At 40.0% G+C, this 18,700-nt stretch carries 12 protein-coding genes and 1 pseudogene; 9 read left to right on the forward strand and 4 right to left on the reverse strand.

The annotated features are described in order from the left end of the window. Nucleotides 1-26 precede the first annotated feature (26 nt). Entirely contained in the window at nt 27-959 is a 933-nt protein-coding gene (locus tag AA650_RS13980; RefSeq protein ID WP_053539475.1) for a UDP-glucuronic acid decarboxylase family protein, read from the reverse strand. An 854-nt stretch (nt 960-1,813) separates the two neighbouring features. On the opposite strand from AA650_RS13980, the gene AA650_RS13985 reads away from it, so the two are divergent. Next, a complete protein-coding gene (locus AA650_RS13985) occupies nt 1,814-3,304 on the forward strand; it encodes an acyl-CoA synthetase (protein ID WP_053539476.1) in 1,491 nt (496 codons plus the stop codon). Between the two features lie 1,261 nt (nt 3,305-4,565). Then, nucleotides 4,566-5,327, forward strand: a complete 762-nt coding sequence (locus AA650_RS13990; RefSeq protein WP_199924252.1) for a pentapeptide repeat-containing protein — start codon at nt 4,566-4,568, stop codon at nt 5,325-5,327. 367 nt (nt 5,328-5,694) lie between these two features. On the opposite strand, the gene AA650_RS13995 is transcribed toward AA650_RS13990, so the two are convergent. Then, complete coding sequence (locus AA650_RS13995) at nt 5,695-7,941, reverse strand: DUF1796 family putative cysteine peptidase (protein ID WP_053539478.1); 2,247 nt, start codon at nt 7,939-7,941, stop codon at nt 5,695-5,697. 323 nt (nt 7,942-8,264) lie between these two features. Here AA650_RS13995 and AA650_RS14000 point away from each other — a divergent pair, with 323 nt between their 5' ends. The 4 genes from AA650_RS14000 (at nt 8,265) to AA650_RS14010 (ending at nt 13,063) form a co-directional block, all read left to right on the forward strand. After that, the gene (locus AA650_RS14000) at nt 8,265-11,291 is read left to right on the forward strand and encodes a valine--tRNA ligase (RefSeq protein ID WP_053539479.1); all 3,027 of its coding nucleotides are present in this window, start codon (nt 8,265-8,267) and stop codon (nt 11,289-11,291) included. Between the two features lie 41 nt (nt 11,292-11,332). Beyond that, on the forward strand, nt 11,333-11,512 hold the full coding sequence (locus AA650_RS27950; RefSeq protein WP_199924253.1) for a hypothetical protein: 180 nt from the start codon (nt 11,333-11,335) through the stop codon (nt 11,510-11,512). A gap of 14 nt (nt 11,513-11,526) precedes the next feature. Continuing rightward, on the forward strand, nt 11,527-11,919 hold the full coding sequence (locus AA650_RS14005) for a hypothetical protein (protein ID WP_053541291.1): 393 nt from the start codon (nt 11,527-11,529) through the stop codon (nt 11,917-11,919). A gap of 334 nt (nt 11,920-12,253) precedes the next feature. After that, nucleotides 12,254-13,063 carry a DUF874 family protein gene (locus AA650_RS14010; protein WP_039203524.1) on the forward strand — a complete coding sequence of 270 codons (810 nt, stop codon included), beginning with the start codon at nt 12,254-12,256 and terminating at the stop codon, nt 13,061-13,063. 427 nt (nt 13,064-13,490) lie between these two features. On the opposite strand, the gene AA650_RS14015 is transcribed toward AA650_RS14010, so the two are convergent. Beyond that, a complete protein-coding gene (locus AA650_RS14015; RefSeq protein ID WP_039203522.1) occupies nt 13,491-13,745 on the reverse strand; it encodes a hypothetical protein in 255 nt (84 codons plus the stop codon). Nucleotides 13,746-13,819: 74 nt separating this feature from the next. Between AA650_RS14015 and AA650_RS14020 the strand changes: the two genes are divergently transcribed. The 3 genes and pseudogenes from AA650_RS14020 to AA650_RS14030 all read left to right on the forward strand — a co-directional run. Next, nucleotides 13,820-14,422 (forward strand): DUF3318 domain-containing protein, encoded by a 603-nt coding sequence (locus tag AA650_RS14020; protein ID WP_053541292.1) that lies wholly within the window; start codon nt 13,820-13,822, stop codon nt 14,420-14,422. A gap of 329 nt (nt 14,423-14,751) precedes the next feature. Continuing rightward, nucleotides 14,752-16,035 carry a condensation domain-containing protein gene (locus tag AA650_RS14025; protein WP_053539480.1) on the forward strand — a complete coding sequence of 428 codons (1,284 nt, stop codon included), beginning with the start codon at nt 14,752-14,754 and terminating at the stop codon, nt 16,033-16,035. An 86-nt stretch (nt 16,036-16,121) separates the two neighbouring features. Then, nucleotides 16,122-16,835 (forward strand): annotated as a pseudogene (locus tag AA650_RS14030) (IS4 family transposase); the annotation flags it as partial. A gap of 349 nt (nt 16,836-17,184) precedes the next feature. Here AA650_RS14030 and gntT read toward each other — a convergent pair. After that, a complete protein-coding gene (gene gntT, locus AA650_RS14035; protein ID WP_053539481.1) occupies nt 17,185-18,642 on the reverse strand; it encodes a guanitoxin biosynthesis MATE family efflux transporter GntT in 1,458 nt (485 codons plus the stop codon). Between the last annotated feature and the right edge of the window lie 58 nt (nt 18,643-18,700).

An 18,700-nucleotide genomic window follows, 5' to 3' on the forward strand; every position in this document is an offset into this window, starting at 1 on the left:
GGTGATCCTTTAGGTAAGGCGTAATGCTAAACCTGTTGGAAACGTTGACGGAAATCTTCAATCATCAGTTTTAAACCATCTTGCAGAGGAATAGTGGGTTCCCAATCTAACAAAGTCTGTGCCTTGGTAATATCAGGACGACGACGACGGGGATCATCAGCAGGTAGGGGTTCAAATTTAATTTCTGCATCTGGGTTAATCAGGTTTTGTACAGCCTGAGCTAGTTCTAAAATCGTATATTCATCAGGATTCCCCAGATTTATGGGTCCGGTATGTTCACCATTCATTAATCGCATTAGTCCATTTACCAAGTCGGAAACATAACAAAAGCTGCGGGTTTGTTGACCTTCACCATAAACAGTTAAAGGCACACCTCGTAATGCTTGCGCCACGAAATTGCTGACTACGCGCCCATCATTTTCCAACATTCTCGGTCCATAAGTGTTGAATATCCTGGCGACGCGAATCTCGACTTTATTCTCTCTGTAGTAGTCAAATGCCAGGGTTTCAGCCATTCTTTTGCCTTCGTCATAACATGAGCGAATGCCAATGGGATTGACGCTGCCTCGATAATCTTCAGTCTGGGGATGAATTTCTGGATCTCCGTAAACTTCGCTTGTAGAAGCTAATAAAAATCTGGCTTTAACTCGTTTAGCTAAACCTAACATATTGAGTGTACCAATGACGTTAGTTTTAACAGTTTTAATGGGGTTATACTGGTAATGCACAGGGGACGCTGGACAAGCCAGATGATAAACCTGATCTACTTCTAAGCGAATTGGTTCGGTAATGTCGTGACGAATCACTTCAAAATTAGGATTGTCTAACCAATGGAGGATATTATGTTTCTTTCCTGTGTAGAAATTGTCCAAACAAATGACTTCATGACCATCATTCATTAATCTGTCAATCAGATGAGAGCCAATAAAACCAGCACCGCCTGTCACTAAAATTCTCATATTTTTCCTTCTGCTAATATTTACTTTTAGTATGCACTTCATGTTGTTGTATATTACCCACGTTGGCAACAAAAACAAGCATATTTATCTCAGAATTGTTGTATAGCGGTTTTTAATTCAGCGAAGTTCAAGCACCCCACCTCCAACTTCCTCTCCGCAAGCAAGGAGGGGGCTATAATGTACTCGATATGATTAGGAAATGCTATGTATGGCTTTTGAGTTCAGCAATTCTCATTTTAAGGTTTCATGACATTTAAACCCTTACATTCTTAAACATTTACAGTCATTGCCAGCGAAGGGAAGCAATCACAACCCTTGGAATTGCTTCATTTCACTTCATTCCATATGGCTAAAGCTATGCTTCGCTAATGCAATAACATTGTGTAATTAATTCTGTCTCACTACTTAGAAGCAACCATAAGTAGGGTTTGCTGAAAAAGTTGTCTATGAGCGCTAGAAGTTCAGGAGTCAGGAGTCAGAATTATCAGGAGGTAAGAATAGTCTTGAATCTGAAACGTGATAGGTTTTTAATAGTTTCCATGCTTATTCCTTGCACCAATACCTTGTCCATTTTCTGCTTTGTTGGGTTTCATGCTTCAATCCAACCTACAAATCAAGGCTTTTTCTAATTTGGACAAGGTATTGCTAAGAGAACACCAAAAAATAAATTACCCAATTTTGTGGGATGGGCATACTATGGCTAACGCCACGCTACGCTATCGACAAGCTCAGCACAAGTCCTGCCCGTCCTTGATGATTAGTGGGCTTTTCGTCCCGCACCACAAGAAATTTTTGGGTATTTTTTTAATTGGAAGTCCCTAAGTAAACAATCATAGATAAATTGGTAAAGAAAAGTGAATCTCCCTTTGATTACTCATGCTAAAAAGCATAACAAAAAAATAGCAATTGTTACAGGTGAAGACGTATTTAGCTATAGTGATTTACTCCACATCTCTGGGCTAATTGCCACAGGTCTGCTGAAGGATACAGAAGACTTACAAGAACAGAGAGTTGCTTTTCTTATCCCCCCTGGGTTTGAGTATGTAGCCACTCAGTGGGGAATTTGGCGGGCTGGGGGAATAGCGGTACCGTTATGTGTTTCTCACCCCCGTCCAGAATTGGAGTATGTGATTACTAATTCGGGAGCATCAATTATTGTTGTCCATCCCCAATTTGAGGATATACTGCTATCGCTTGCCACTGAAAAAAATTTACGCTTTATTCTCACCTCAGCAACACTCCCAGATCATGTTACTACCCTACCAAATATAGATATTCAAAGACGGGCATTAATTCTTTATACGAGTGGGACAACAGGTAAACCCAAGGGTGTGGTGACAACTCATGATCATATTCAAGCGCAAGTAACTAGCTTAGTTACTGCTTGGGAATGGACATCAGATGACCGTATTCTCAATGTACTACCATTACATCATATTCATGGGATTATCAACGTCCTGACCTGTGCTTTATGGGTTGGGGCGGAATGCCATATATTAAGTAAATTTGATGCTGAAACTGTGTGTAATCAGATTTGTGAGGGTAAGTTAACCCTATTTATGGCAGTACCAACAATTTATGTAAAATTGATTGCTGCTTGGGAAAATGCTACTCAGGAACGCCAAAAAACTATGACCGCAGGATGTGAAAAAATGCGTCTGATGGTTTCTGGTTCAGCAGCTTTACCAGTACAAGTATTAGCAAAGTGGCAAAGTATTAGCGGTCATTTTCTCCTAGAACGCTATGGAATGACGGAAATTGGTATGGCACTATCCAACTCTTTACATGGTCAACGATACGCAGGATATGTGGGTCAACCTTTACCACAAGTTGAAGTTAGATTAGTAGATGAAAATGGAGAATTAGTGCCACCAGGAATACCAGGAGAAATTCAAGTTAAAAGCCCTGGAGTGTTTTTAGAATATTGGCAAAACCCCCAAGCAACAGAAAAGGCATTTAGCAATGGCTGGTTTTGTACTGGAGATACGGCCATAGTCGAAAATGACAACTATCGTATTTTAGGAAGAATGAGCGTTGATATCATCAAAACAGGAGGGTATAAGGTTTCAGCTTTGGAAATTGAGGAAGTGTTAAGAACTCATCCAGATATTCAAGAATGTGCAGTAGTTGGGGTGACAGATTTAGAATGGGGTGAGCGAGTTTGTGCGGCGTTAGTATTACTACCAGAACGTCAATTGACATTAGAATCTTTGAGGAGTTGGGCAAAGGGGCAATTGGCAGTTTATAAGATTCCCACTCGCATTTTGATAGTTGATGAATTACCCCGTAATGCTATGGGGAAAGTAACTAAGCCGCAGGTGTTTGAACTATTTCAGGCAGGATAAAGAGCGGATAATTAACGAACCCTAACAAGAGCGGCGATATGCTTGTAGCAGTGCTGCGCTATCCCCGCAAAAAGTGTTACAATGGGTCGTGGGTTTAAAGATGTCAAAAATATCTTTAATAAAAGAGATGGTAAATTATTGTCAGTAACCCAGCCCTAAAGGGACTGGGCTTGCAAGAGTAATCAAGCAAGCCGTACTGACCAGACCACCCTGAGCGTTGTCGAAGGGTAGCCGTTATTTGAGTCACGACACCCACCAAATGCGTTGCCAGTTCCCTGCTCTGTCGCTTGTGATTAAACAGTTCTAAGGTCACTGGAACAGTGTTGCAAGCCCAACAAGCTCTTATAACAGGTCGTTCGCGCCAGCGTGCCGTAGGCATCGGCTAACATTACCCCAGAAATGGGAGTTGGTTTCCAGATTCCAATCAAAAATCTGGTTTCAATTTTAATATCCACAGCGGTTAAAACCGTGGTCAGTGAGCAGTTCGGCAAGCTCATTGTAACACTTATCGAACTGCTCGTGCGGTCACTGAGCAGTTCGGCAAGCTCACTGTAACACTTGTCGAAGTGTCGTTTCCCTCTCAGGTCTAAAGACGCGCTCGTTTCCCACTTACCGGGTGTTCTTATGAAGAAATAATCAACTTTCTTGCGGCTGGGATAACATTTCAAAGTTTAATTGAATTTCAAGCATCAGAAACGCCTCACTGTTGAATGATATTTCTATTTTACTGATATAAACCTTTATTTGTTGGGTTTTCTTTCATCAATCCAATCTACAAGAGGAGCGATCGCTTAGGGACTTCCAAGAAATAAATTATCCTGATTAACGAACCACAGAGGCGCAGAGGACACAGAGGAATAAGGGTTTGAGAGATTTTTGCGTTAGGTGGTTGAGTATTTTTTTATTTGGAAGTCCCTTACGGCAGTGCGCTATTTTGTAGGATCTGTTGTAGAATAAATACCGATAAGGAAGGTGCGTTACATTTCATTAACGCACCCTACAAGAATAGCAGCACTTTTAGAGTTTGTTTGAAAACTTTTTCGTGTGGGATCTGACACCCGCAGATCCCCCTAAATCCCTCTTGAAAAGGGGGACTTTGAGGAATTTAGCCCCCCTTTGTAAGGGGGGTTGGGGGGATCTCGATTAATTCTGATACTTTTCAAACATCCTCTAAGCAAGAGATCAAACTGTGACATTGCAAAGTATATAAAGAACAGCAACCTTGTATGTCAATCATTAATATTACGGAATATTAAAGTAGTTGTACAACACCCTTATAGATAGAGTTGAATATTACTTGGTCATTAACAATGATGAAGCCAGAAAAAACATGAGAAGATTTATTGCATCCTTAATCGCTACTTGTTTGATTGCTATACTATCCCTAACTAGCTTTTCTAGTAATGCTTGGGCTTATAATCAAACTCAACTTGACCTTCTCAAAAGTGGTGTTGAACAATGGAATAATTGGAATTTACACGGTGGGAGAGGAAGCCAAGATATTGATTTAACTGGAGCAGATTTGAGTGGTTTAAACCTAACTGATGCTTTTTTACGCTTCTCAGACCTAAGTGGAGCAAATTTAGCTGGTACTAACCTACATGATGCCGATCTCATTAGTGTTAAATTAAATAATGCTAATTTGACTGGAGCAGACTTGACCAAGGCATCTTTTTCCGATACAGACTTCGGTGGAGCAAACCTAACTGGGGCAAATCTAAGTGGATACCACTATGTAGGTGATTTTATCAATTTTCAAGGCGCAAACTTGACTGATGCTAACTTGGATAGTGAGGATCTGAAAGGATGTGATTCAAGTATATATACATCTGACAGATATGACGGATATGGCAGCTTCGACAAATACAGATGCGAAACCCGTTACCGAGGGGAGAAAAAAGGAGTTAGTTTCTATCAAGCAATTTACAATGAAAATACTCAATTTCCCTCTTCAGTAAATCCAGAACTTGCTGTTGCCAAAGAACCAAAAAATCCAAAGCGTGATAGCCGTTACAAGCGCTAAGTAATTGGACAAAAATATTTACAGTCATTGCGAGCGAAGGGAAGCAATCACAACCCTTGCGATTGCTTCATTTCACTTCGTTCCATATGGCTAACGCCACGCTGCGCTAACGCAATGACATTGTGTAATTAATTCTGTCTCACTACTTATGATCCAGAATGCTATGCCAATTAGAATTTGCATATTAACAGGAAAACCCGAATATTTGGTATAATTTTCCAGAGTTTGAAGATTACAATTAAAAAATCCCTAACTTTTCCAGTAAGTTAGGGATTTTATTGTTTGTAAGGCTAATTTGGGAGGGTTCTGGAAAATGCAGATTTAATTTCTACCAGATGTCTAATTTGCAAAATATTATGACAACAGCTTACCCCTTCGGTGGATTTGGTGGACACCAAAACAGGTTTTTACTGGACACTCCCAACGATTCTAAAATCCCTTTCATCACATCTGTACAATACATCCAATGTCCTAAATCGTCATACATTCGATCAGGATTAAACTCGAAATTGTAATGCAATACATTAGACAAATTTGAAAACTCATCAGCAGATTGGGGAGAAATAATCAACAGTTGAAAAGGTTTACCCTGAGATTGTTTTTCCAACTTATTCAACAGATCAATTACTCCACCTCGGTCAGCGATTCCTGTGCGAATAAACAGCACCTCGTCACAATGATCGAGGGCATACCAAAACCTTTCCGAACGTGCCGTATACCGCACTCGCATCCGTTCATGGATGGGAGACATATCGTTAACAGGGTCTTCCGTATCCTCAACTTCATGGGCAAAGGATAGACCGCCCCATTTGCTATGATAAATTCTGTGTTCCTCGGAATTGTAATGCAGCAAATGAGGATTCCACATATCATAAAAACGGTTTTCGATGATATCTGCAATATCTGCTATCTTGGTCGTGCGGGTCAAATCAAAGGGAAAAGCTGGACCATCGTACTCCATCTTATACAACATCATGCGGACGGCACAGCGATCGCCCAACGGCAAAATAGCCACACGGCTAATATCCGATAATTTGCATTTGTATTCCAAAAATACTGCTGATTTCGGTGGCGCTTTCACCCGACTTTCTAACCCATGCTTACCAATCATCATGGTGCGAAAAGGTGCATCGGGTTGAAGGGGATCTTCATATACACCCGATGGTATAGCTTTTAATGCTTTGCGGATCTCCGTCCACATCGGCTGGATATTGTACTCATTATCTGATTCGTTGATAATCCAGATGTGATGTTCATCTTTTTGTAAAATCCCCAGATGCCCATCATAGAATAAAACCTGGGAGTTATTCGGTGCAAAAAGATTGAAAGCCGCACTATATTCCAAGTCAGCGCCAGGGGGAATATTTAGGGTTGTGGAGATAGTTCCATTCTCTTGCACAGCAAAGAAGGGGAGTATTCCTGGTTCGGTATTTTTGGCAATGTAAATACCGGGGATTAATCCTGCCTTATTTTGTAGAACAGTTTGTAATTCTTGCCAATAAGCAGCAATGGTATAACTATATTTTGATGGATTTTTAATCCGCAAACTCTTGTCTTCGATAGATGCACAGATATAGAAACCTGCGTTATCAAGATAGATGGGAACTTCGTTCGGTTGCCAGAAGCGTTGTTTTTCTTTTGCTAATTCGTCTTTTTCAATTTGGAAGAAGCGCAGGTCTATGGCCTCATACATCAGGTTGTGACCGATGGTGTTAGGGTGAGATGGGTCAAAGGATATTCCCTCTTGCCAGCGTCCCTGACCATTATCTAATGGTGCTAACCAATCCAAAACCGGCACACCCCAATTCAACATTCGGTTGTGTGTATCTTTCAACAACCAATGATGTTCAGGGGAAAAATCGCCATTGGGATAGACCCCTCCTAAAATTGGACGTGCGCCCAGTTTCCGGGTCATTTTTACCAACTGCTGCAAGCCACTTTCAAAACGTCGCTGTACTGCGCGGCGTTCGTGAGGAGGGCAATAAGCTAACCCTTCGTTACCCAAAGATAAGGCAATAATTACTATATCCGGTTGTTCTGGGGTGACAACTGAGGCGAATCGAGCGATCGTTCTGCTGACATTTGCGCCCGATTCTGATAAATTAATTACTTGATGTCCATATTTTTGCTGCAAATCCTCTGCCAACAACCAAGCCCAACCTCTCAATAACCAAGCTTTATAGCCCAAGGACACAGAACTGCCAATCACGACAATTTTCAGACCGTCTGACTCTTTTGCAATGGGTTTATTGTCAGTAACATCCCGAAAATATCCAAAGGGATAGGGCTGTAAATAACCATAAGCACCATCATCCACAACAATAGTCCGGGATTGTTCTTCACTGTTAATTGGTAGCCAACGGTTTGCACCTATAGCTTCCCATTGTCCCCGTCCTTTGGCATCAATGCGTACATACTTGTATTCAACTCTTTGGCAATTATCAGACGATTGGATGTCAATTTCTTGATCTGTCCACCATAAAGGATAGCAATCGCCACTTGTCCGAAGATGAACACATTTGGTAATATCCCACAATCCCAATTCGGGAGTAGAACCGACGATACCAATGGATTCACCAGTTTGTGTGGAAGCACTAACCTGGAATTGATACATATGTTTCTGCTGGTTTAGGTGTACAATGCTATGCGTAAAGGCGGAATCCTGGCAAATACCTTGACAGACTATCACATAGAATACCTAGTGAGGATAAAAAATATGTGCATTTGTACCAAATTTTTTTACAGCGATTTTCGGGTAAATGAACCACATTTTTTTGTCTCACGCAGAGGCGCAAAGACGCAAAGAGGAATCAAGAGTGTGGTCTAAATACATGAAAACTACGATAATCTAAAATCTAAAATTGCCAACAGATGACCAAGGTTTTCCAAGCCTGTGGCAAAATTTAGTAAAGTTGTAATAAAATTAATATTCCCAGCATGACCGTAACTATTCCTAATCTCCCCAGTCTTTACGAAGCCTTCTCCACAGAAGCCAAATGGCAAAAATTCTGGGAAGACAACCAAGTTTACAAAGCTGACCCCAACCACAAAGGCGAACCCTACTGCATCGTTATCCCTCCACCTAACGTAACTGGCAGTTTGCACATGGGTCACGCCTTTGAAGGGGCTATCATTGACACCCTGGTACGTTACCACCGCATGAAGGGACGGAACACCCTATGGCTACCGGGAACTGACCATGCCAGCATTGCTGTACAAACGATTTTAGAAAAGCAACTCAAAGCCGAGGGCAAAACTCGCCATGATTTAGGGCGAGAAAAGTTCCTAGAACGGGCTTGGCAATGGAAGGCGGAATCTGGTGGGACAATTATTAATCAGTTAAAACGGTTAGGCGTGTCCGTAGACTGGACGCGGGAACGCTTTACTTTAGATGAAGGTTTATCAAAAGCTGTTTTAGAAGCATTTATTCGCCTTCATGAAGAGGGATTAATTCATCGTAGTAACTATTTAGTCAATTGGTGTCCCGCTTCTGGTTCGGCGGTGTCTGATTTGGAAGTAGAACCCAAGGAGGTAAATGGGAATCTGTGGTATTTCCGTTATCCTCTCAGCGACGGTTCTGGCTTTCTGGAAGTGGCGACAACTCGCCCCGAAACTATGTTAGGTGATACAGGTGTGGCGGTTAATCCCCATGACGACAGATATAAACACCTGATTGGGAAAACCGTAACTTTACCAATTATGAACCGGGAAATCCCGATTATTGGTGATGAATTGGTGGACGCGACCTTTGGAACAGGTTGCGTGAAGGTGACTCCAGCCCATGACCCCAATGATTTTGAAATGGGTAAACGCCATGATTTGCCCTTCATTAATATTATGAATAAGGACGGCACACTCAATGAAAATGCCGGTGATTTTCAAGGTCAAGACCGCTTTGTGGCGCGGAAAAATTTGGTAGCCCGTTTAGATGCTGAAAGTGTTTTAGTCAAAGTTGAGGAATATAAACATACAGTACCTTATAGCGATCGCGGAAAAGTCCCTGTTGAACCTCTGCTTTCTACCCAATGGTTTGTCAAAATCCGCCCCCTGGCTGATAAAACTTTAGATTTCCTTGATAACCAAGATTCCCCCGAAATTGTCCCCCAACGTTGGCATAAAGTTTATCGTGATTGGTTAGTAAATCTGCGTGATTGGTGTATTTCTCGCCAGTTGTGGTGGGGGCATCAAATCCCCGCTTGGTATGCTGTCAGCGAAACTCAAGGAGAAATTACCGACTCTACCCCTTATTTTGTCGCCCGCAATGAAGCAGAAGCGCTACAAAAAGCCAAATTGCAATTTGGGGAAGATGTGAAATTAGTTCAAGACCCCGATGTTTTAGATACTTGGTTTTCTTCGGGACTGTGGCCATTTTCTACTTTAGGTTGGCCGGAAGAAACCGAAGATTTAGCGGCATATTACCCCACAGCAACCCTAGTTACTGGTTTTGATATTATCTTTTTCTGGGTAGCTAGAATGACGATGATGGGAACACATTTTACCGGAAAAATGCCGTTTAAAACTGTGTACATTCATGGTTTGGTCAGGGATGAAAATAATAAGAAAATGTCCAAATCAGCAAATAATGGTATTGATCCTTTGTTGTTGATTGCCAAATATGGAACTGATGCTTTACGCTATACCTTAATTAAGGAAGTTGCGGGCGCAGGTCAAGATATTCGTTTAGAATATGACCGCAAAAAAGATGAATCTATCTCTGTCGAAGCTTCTCGCAATTTTGCCAATAAGTTGTGGAATGCTGCCCGATTTGTCATGATGAATTTGGATGGACAAACCCCAGCCCAATTAGGTCAACCAATTCCCACAGAATTAAGTGATAAGTGGATTGTTTCCCGGTTCAACCAAGTTGTTAAACAAACTAATCATGACATTGATAATTATGGTTTAGGTGAAGCAGCAAAGGGACTTTATGAATTTATTTGGGGTGATTTCTGTGATTGGTATATTGAATTAGTTAAATCTAGATTACAGAAAGATGCAGAACCCGCATCTCGCAAAGTAGCCCAACAAATCATTGCTTACATTCTCGAAGGGATTTTAAAATTACTCCATCCCTTTATGCCTCATATTACTGAAGAAATTTGGCAAACTCTCACCCAACAACCTGCCGAAAATCCTCAACTTTTACCCTTGCAATCCTATCCTGAAGCCGATGAAAATTTCATTGATTCAGCTTTAGAGACACAGTTTGATTTATTAATTGGCACAATTCGCACAATTCGTAATTTGCGGGCAGAAGCAGATATTAAACCAGGGGTAAAAATTACTGCCAATTTACAAACTGAAAGCGAAAGTGAAAGATTTATTCTCACTGCTGGACAGGCTTATATTCAAGATTTAGCCAAGGTAGAAAATTTAACAATTGTTGATACTAATCCTGTTGTTGTTCCCCAAGAGATTGTCACAGTCGAAAATAATAAATATTGGGGTGGAATCAATATCATCGGTTTAACAATTGTCGCCATTATCAGCTTAAAAGTAGCTATATTTGTGGGAAATACTGCCTTAGATATTCCCATATTTGGAACTGGCTTTGAAATAGTTGGTTTGGGTTATGTAGTTTGGTTTGCTTTCCGCTATTTACTCAATGCCCAAGCAAGAGAAGAGTTATCTGCAAAATACTTTCCACCCAGTGAAACACCAACTGCACCAGAATTACCACCAACTGCACCCCCGGAAAAAGAAAATTCCATTGCTGGTGTTGTCGGGACTGTACAGGTAGTTATTCCTTTAAAAGGAGTTGTAGATATTGAAGTTGTGCGTGCAAAACTGGAGAAAAGCTTACAAAAAGCCGAAGCAGAAGCCCAATCTTTAAGTGCAAGATTAAGCAATTCTAAGTTTGTGGATAAAGCCCCCGCAGATGTAGTACAGACTGCAAGAGAGACTTTAGCAGAAGCACAAAAACAAGCAGAAATTTTACGTATACGGTTGGAAACATTATCCTAGATATCGCTTCCTGAGTTTGGTATAAGTATAATGGGTAATTGGTGATTGGAAAGATTCGCTATTACCCATTACCCATTACCTATTCCTTAGCAATTATGTTATATCTTGCCCAAATACATAAAAATGATTTTTTAGATCAGTATCAATTACGTTTAAGTAGGTTAGCATTGAAAATCGTCGTTATGGCAAGGCAAGAGGCAAGAGGCAAGAGGCAAGAGTGAAGAGGGTTTGGGCGATTTTACTTTTCGTTACATATTTCGGTTTTTTTCCGTTCACCTACTTATTAGCACGTCAAGAATCAAAAAACTTTTGGCTGACAATTTCGGAAGAAATGTTAATTCTCTTAGGAAAGGGAAACACTAAAATTAATAAATTATTAGTATTAGTTGAACTATCTCCTCAAGGTGAAATTGAAACAATTAAAGATGCCACTGACTGGGTAATTAATTTAGTGCAAACCTATCTTTCTACAGGAGTTACTTCTGAATTTCTCAAACAAGAAGCGGTAAAAATGGAGAATTGGCAGCAAAGTTTAACTTTACAAAATCAAGATTTAGCCCGTCGTAGTTTAGAATTAGAAGCCCGTCGTGAACAAATTGGAGCTTTAAAAGAAAGTCTCAACCGTTAAGGAAATAATCGTAAACAAACTGAAGCATAAATAGGGCTTGCTGATAGCGTAGCGTGCCATTTCTCGTTCCCAGTCTCCGACTGGGAATGCCATCATAGAGGCTCTGCCTCAACCTCCATACCAATATCAATCAAAGAAATACAATGGGACGCAGCCGCTATCATGTGTTTTGTGAAGCTTGATCACCTGTATAAATCGTTCCCAGTCTCTGACTGGGAATGTTATTTTAGAGGCTCTGCCTTATCTGTCTTAATATAATGCTAAAATAAAACCACAACTTCTGAATTATTGCTACATTTTAGAAATAGAAATTCTATCTTTAGGATTGTTAAGAATGTATCAAACAGATCCGCCACTTTCCCCTAAAGAAACATTACCGACAATGTATGATCTTCCTAGCGAAGACCCGGAGGAACCTGGTTTGCCAGATCAATTTCATTTATTCCAACCACAATTATTAGCAGAAACATTCCGTCCCCCTGACTATCCTAGCGACCAAATATTTACAGGAAGTGATCTGAATCTTTACTATGATTTGCGTCATCCTTCATGGTATAAACGCCCTGATTGGTTTGCAGTGTTAGGTGTTCCCTCTCTTTATGACAAAAGAGATTTGCGGTTAAGTTATGTGGTTTGGCAAGAAGCGGTTAATCCTCATATTATTGTTGAATTACTCTCACCAGGAACAGAGAAAGAAGACTTAGGGACAATATTAAGAGATGTAGAAAAACCTCCTGGTAAATGGGAAGTTTACGAACAAATTTTAAGAGTACCCTATTACGCCATCTTTGATCGTTATAAATCTGAATTTAGAATGTTTCAGTTAACAGGCGCTCGTTATGCTGAAGTAAAATTATCAGATTTTCGGTTTTGGATTCCCGAAATAGAATTAGGTTTAGGAGTGTGGCAAGGAAGTTATAAAAACGTCGAAATGCCTTGGTTACGTTGGTACGACAAAGACGGTAATTGGATATTAACCAGCACAGAGGAGGAAAGACAGAAAGCTGAACAAGAAAGACAGAAAGCTGAACAGGAAAGACAAAAAGCTGAACAAGAAAGACAAAAGTTAGAACAAGAAAGGCAAAAAACCGAAAGATTAATTGCCCAACTTCGTGCGCTTGGTGTTGAACCAGATTTAGATTGACACTCTCCGGTCTAAAGACGCGGAGATTCTATAGAGAGTTTCAGTCTATATCCCTCAGTTATCCCAGTTTCAGGCAGGGTTCCTTAAATATTTGGGTTCTTGCCCTGATTTCGTTTGCCCTGGCGGGCGAAATCATATCTGACAAGCGTAACTTTCCGAGAGTCCCTCGGTAGCTTTTTATGTCTTTAGTGAAAATTTAATTGTATCACGAATATGGATGAAAATTTGAAATAATTTCAAATTTTCAAATTAACGTCAATGCAGGATAAAGGAAAGCCTCTAGCCTTCATCCCTTGTCTAAAGCCCAAATGTGGCTGACTCAGGAAGCCACATTTTCAAGGGTTTTCGGCGTTCTTCCTTATAAACAAAATCTCTCGTTCCCAGTCTCCGACTGGGAATGCCATATAGAGGCTCTGCCTCAAAGCAGTTAATTATTTTGATTTTGCTTAGATAAATCCGTCGGTGGTCTGTCATTACTCCAAGCCCACCAGACATAACTGCATTGACAATGATAGAATTCTTGCCACTTCCGACGACGATCTGGGGTACTTACAGGAGACCTTCTATTTAACCACACATTAACAGCATCTCGACTACCAGCATGGCATTTGGGACAATGAAACTGGTAGGCGTGTACGGCTTGATTAGTCCATTCTGGCGGATTGGGATCAAAAGCGTCCATATAAATATAAAGTGGAATAGAGTGTAATCTTAGTAGTCATTGAATATACATAATTATGACTAATAATGGGTGTTATGGAACCAAATATTGAAATTCGTCGGTTGTTGGATGTAATGCCCGCTTCTGGGCGAATGATGACTAAAATCGTCAGTAAACCAGAACAAAAACAGGTAATAGATGCGGCTTTTCCTTTGCCTTTAAGTCAAGCAAGACCAATATATATTAATTTCGACTTATGGAGACGGTTGACAAAACCCCAACGAGATTTACTCCTATTACAGAAGGTAAGCTGGTTAATAGGGGTGAAATGGCTGCAACCTAATGTTTATCAAGGTGTGGTGTTAGCAGGGCTTGTAGGGGGAATACTCGAAGCAGTCCAGGCGGATGTGGTAGGTGTGGTAATAGCCGGGGGATTAAGTGCTGTAGCGGCTATCCGGATTTGGCGCACGAATAAATCCCAGGAGTCAGAATTAACTGCTGATACAGTCGCTATTAGAATCGCCCAAAGACGGGGTTATTCAGAAACTGAAGCCGCCCAACATTTGTTAACAGCTATTGAAGCCGTAGGAACAATAGAAGGGCGTTCTGGTTTAAATTTTAGTGAATTAATTCGTTGTCAAAACTTGAAAGTAATTGCTGGTTTATCACAAGTTGGTATCCCTAAAAATTATCAATAGATGTACATTCAAAGGGAACAGGGAACGTAGATACCAGGATACCCATTTACCCGTTAGAGGGTGTTTGAAAAGTCCCTCATGGTGTATCAAATATTTTTAGATCCCCCTAAATCCCCCTTAAAAAGGGGGACTTTGACTCTAGTTCCCCCCTTAACAAGGGGGGTTAGGGGGATCTGTAAGTGCCTAAAATCACAACCTAAAACTTTTCAAACATCCTCTTAGAAATCGAAGAATCATAGTACGAATTTCTGTTATTATGGTTGTGCTATTTTCTGTACGCCCCTAACGACTACAATTAAACTCACAGATAACAAAGTTATAAATTAGCAATGCAAAGCAATTCTTCTTTGGAAAGGCAGCCACAACTTACAGAGGAAGCGAAATCATTTCCCCTCTCCTACGGTCAACAAGCGATGTGGTTTCTTGACCAGATAGCACCCCAAAGCATCGCATACAATATCTATACAACAGTGCAGATAAGCTCAGAGTTAGATTTGGAAGCATGGCACAGAGCTTGGCTGCAAATTGTAGAACGTCATCCCATCCTGCGAACTACCTATACACAGCATGAAGATCAACCTATTCAAGTAATTCACCCATACCAAGAGATAGATATTAAAATAACAGATGCTTCTGCTTGGAATTTAGACTACTTGAAAAAACAAATTCTGACAGAAACCGAGCGTCCCTACAACTTGGAAACAGGTCCAGTATTGCGGGTACATCTATTTACAAGATCATCAGAAGAACATATCCAATTACTGGCCATGCACCACATTGCTGGAGATATGTGGTCTTTTGACATATTATTAAATGAACTGCAAATTCTGTATGCTACAGAAGTAAAAACATCGTCTCAAGCTGACTTACAAATTATTGAAAATTCAGATATTTATAATTCTCAAACAGATAATAGTCTCTCTCTTCCAAAGCTATCATACACAGATTATGTAAGTTGGCAGACCGAGATGTTGTCAAGTTCTCAAGGTGAACAAATTTCAGCATACTGGCATAAACAATTAATAGGTGAGTTGCCAGTCTTAGACTTGCCCGTAGATAAACTTAGACCAAATGTGCAAACCTACTCTGGTAGCACACACATCATCAAGTTAGATGAAGAATTGCTTTCCAGGCTGAGAAAGTTGTCAGAATTAGAAAAAACAAGCCTGTATAGAATTTTCCTGGCTGCATTTTTTATTCTATTTTACCGCTTATCAGGACAAGAAGACATCCTAGTAGGTTGTCCGGTTGCGGGTCGGTCAGGTAACAAGGAGTTTGAAAGTATTGTTGGCTATTTTACAGACCCCGTAGTATTACGTGCAAATCTAGGGGAAAATCCCACCTTCAGAGATTTTCTTGCTCAAATACGTCGCACAGTTTCTGAGGGTAAGAAACATGAAGATTATCCCTTTCCCCTATTAGTAAAACAGCTTATTCCTGAAAGAGATTCTAGTCGTTCTCCTCTGTTTCAAGTTTCTTTAACTTGGCAAGAGCATCGCTGGTATGATAATAGCCAAAAATCATCTTTAGTGATGTCGCCATTCTTAATAGAAGGACATCAACGAGGATCAGCATTTGATATAGATTTGGCGATTATTAAACTTAACGGGTGACAAGGCGGTTGAAGATGAGATGTGGCAATAATTTGAGAAAATAAGGGAGTAAAAAAATAGGGACAAAGAAGCCCCCGAAGCAAAAAATGTTACCACAATCATATCAAACAATTTTCCGAAAGCATTTGAGTGAACAGCAGTATTTGACACTAGAGATATTGTTGTTATTAATACAGGCTCATCGCCAAGTAAAACTGTCAAAATTGGCCAGCTTGTTTCCCCAACCAATTAAATATGAAAGCAGGAAACGTAATCTACAAAGATTTTTAGGAATAGGTAAACTCTGCGTAAAATTATTATGGTTTCCATTGATAAAATATTGGATTAGACAATCGTTAACACCAAAACAACTGAATCGAGAACAGCGCCGTTATTTTCATAAAAAACAGTATCAAAAATATGGTTATTGGATGGTAGCACTGGATAGAACACAGTGGAAGGGGCGAAATATATTTATGGTGACATTGGTATGGGGTACTCATGCCCTACCACTATATTGGGAAACATTAAATCATGTCGGAAATAGTAATTTACAAACACAGAAAAGATTAATAAAGACAGCAATAAAGTTGTTAAAAAAATGTCGAATTGTGGTGTTAGCAGACAGAGAATTTCATAGTCCAAAACTGGCTAAATGGCTTGATGAGCAAGGAGTTTACTTCGCTTTACGCCAGAAGAAAAACCTTTATTTTCAAGAAAAACCTGAACAAGAATATCAAGTTCTTAAAAATCAAGGATTTAAGCCAGGAATGTCGAGATTTTATGAAAAAGTTAAATGTGGTAAAGGGGATGAATTAGGCCTTAACGGGTGACAAGGCTGTTGAAGATGAGATGTAGCAATAATTTGAGAAATTTGTTGTCCCCAACGTCCCCACCCACAAGCAGCCATTTCACTACATATTTACCACTACCGTGTTTTTTCTTACTTAAGGTTCTTCCGTACCTGTTATGCCAAACATGAGTTTATTTACCCCACAACCCATATAAATAAAGGGTTTTATTGTTCTTGATACCAAATTTGTCAAAATAACCAATGAATTAAAGTAAAATCCTTATATAACAAGAATTTTGGGATTTAAAAAAAATAATTTAGCATAACAAGTACCGAAGAGCCTTACTTAATGGCTGAATTGAGGTCAATAATAGTTGCTATATGCGCCCGTTTTCAACATCTTCCCCTACTCCCAACTTTTCCACCATTATTTGTTCACGAGTTTCTCCAAAAGCTAAAGTCAACAGGGGATTTGCTTCTAAAGCCGGGAGAGTAGCACTAATATTATCAAGATCATTTCTAAATGTACTGGGCAACTTTACCACAAACATCATCGTTCTTATTGCATAGAACAAAGATAGACTCAACCACAAGATATGGTTACTGGAGAACTTAACGGCAGCAAAATTCACAGGTGCAAATCCGATAAAAAGAGCGACTAAGCTAACATTACGGAGGGTATGTCCTTGTGCTAAACCTAAGAAGTATCCTTCCAGTGTAAAATCTATAGAACTAAGTACCAAGGCCAGTACCAACCAGGGAACAAAAGTATCTATCTTAGAGATGATTTCGGTGTGGTTAGTGAATAATCTAAAAACACTATCGGGAAATAATATACATATTCCACCGAAAAATATTCCTACAATCAGAGCAGTTAAGACAGAAAAACTAACTAGAGGTGCTAACTGGTGTGAATCTCCTTTTCCTTTAAAGTTTCCGACCAAACTTTCTGTACCGAATCCGATTCCTTCAATAAAATATGTATTAAAGCTGATTATCTGCCACAACAAAGAATTCTGTGCGTAAACTAGCATTCCCATCTGTACTCCTTGATAACTAAATGTTAAGGAGATAAACAGAAGAACTAAATTGCTAATAAAGATGTTGCCATTGAGAGTTAAGTTAGATTTTATAGCTGAGATGTCCCATATTTTAAACGCTATAGATATCACTTCCAACCACTGGAATTCTCTACAAAAAAATATCAATCCTACCAACAACAATATATATTGGCTGGCAGCAGAAGAAACTCCTGCTCCCATACTTTCCCACCCTAAGTTGATAATAAACAGATAGTCAAGTCCAATTTTCACACCATTACCAACTACTGATAACAGCACAACTAAGCCATTTTTTTCTCGCCCTAGAAACCAACCTATCAGAACAAAATTGAGCAAAACCGCAGGCGCTCCCCAAATTTGGGTGTTGAAATAGGCAAGACCTGAAGATTTGATTTCTAGGGGGACATTGAGGATGGTAAACCCAAGCTCTCCCAAAGGGTATTGTAAAAGTATGAGGGCAATACCCAGCACCAAAGCTATTAAACCATTACGCAATCCTATCAATAACATTTCTTCCCTGTCATCTCGTCCAACCGCTTGCGCTGTGACTCCAGTAGTCCCCATTCGTAAAAAGAGTAAAACGAAGTAGAGAAAGTTGAGCAAGTTGCCAGCAAGGATGACTCCGGCGAAGTTGTTGATTTCTTCAAGATGACCCAAAAATATGACACTGACTAAATTAGCTACCGGGATCATAATATTCGATAGGACGTTGGCTAGAGCTAATTGGAAATAGCGAGGTATGAAATCATACTTGTTTTTGAGTGTCGGGTTCATTTTTTAAGTAAGTAGTAGTCTGTCAAAGATATTTTAACGGGTAATGGTTCTATTCCTC

It is taken from the genome of Anabaena sp. WA102, assembly GCF_001277295.1.
Lineage (GTDB): Bacteria > Cyanobacteriota > Cyanobacteriia > Cyanobacteriales > Nostocaceae > Dolichospermum > Dolichospermum heterosporum.

What these genes read in the sequence shown, in the direction of transcription:
- AA650_RS13980 (WP_053539475.1), bottom strand. Translation starts at nt 959, where the DNA reads ATGAGAATTTTAGTGACAGGCGGTGCTGGTTTTATTGGCTCTCATCTG.
- AA650_RS13995 (WP_053539478.1), bottom strand. Translation starts at nt 7,941, where the DNA reads ATGTATCAATTCCAGGTTAGTGCTTCCACACAAACTGGTGAATCCATT.
- AA650_RS14000 (WP_053539479.1), top strand. Translation starts at nt 8,265, where the DNA reads ATGACCGTAACTATTCCTAATCTCCCCAGTCTTTACGAAGCCTTCTCC.
- AA650_RS14010 (WP_039203524.1), top strand. Translation starts at nt 12,254, where the DNA reads ATGTATCAAACAGATCCGCCACTTTCCCCTAAAGAAACATTACCGACA.
- AA650_RS14015 (WP_039203522.1), bottom strand. Translation starts at nt 13,745, where the DNA reads ATGGACGCTTTTGATCCCAATCCGCCAGAATGGACTAATCAAGCCGTA.
- AA650_RS14020 (WP_053541292.1), top strand. Translation starts at nt 13,820, where the DNA reads ATGGAACCAAATATTGAAATTCGTCGGTTGTTGGATGTAATGCCCGCT.
- AA650_RS14025 (WP_053539480.1), top strand. Translation starts at nt 14,752, where the DNA reads ATGCAAAGCAATTCTTCTTTGGAAAGGCAGCCACAACTTACAGAGGAA.
- gntT (WP_053539481.1), bottom strand. Translation starts at nt 18,642, where the DNA reads ATGAACCCGACACTCAAAAACAAGTATGATTTCATACCTCGCTATTTC.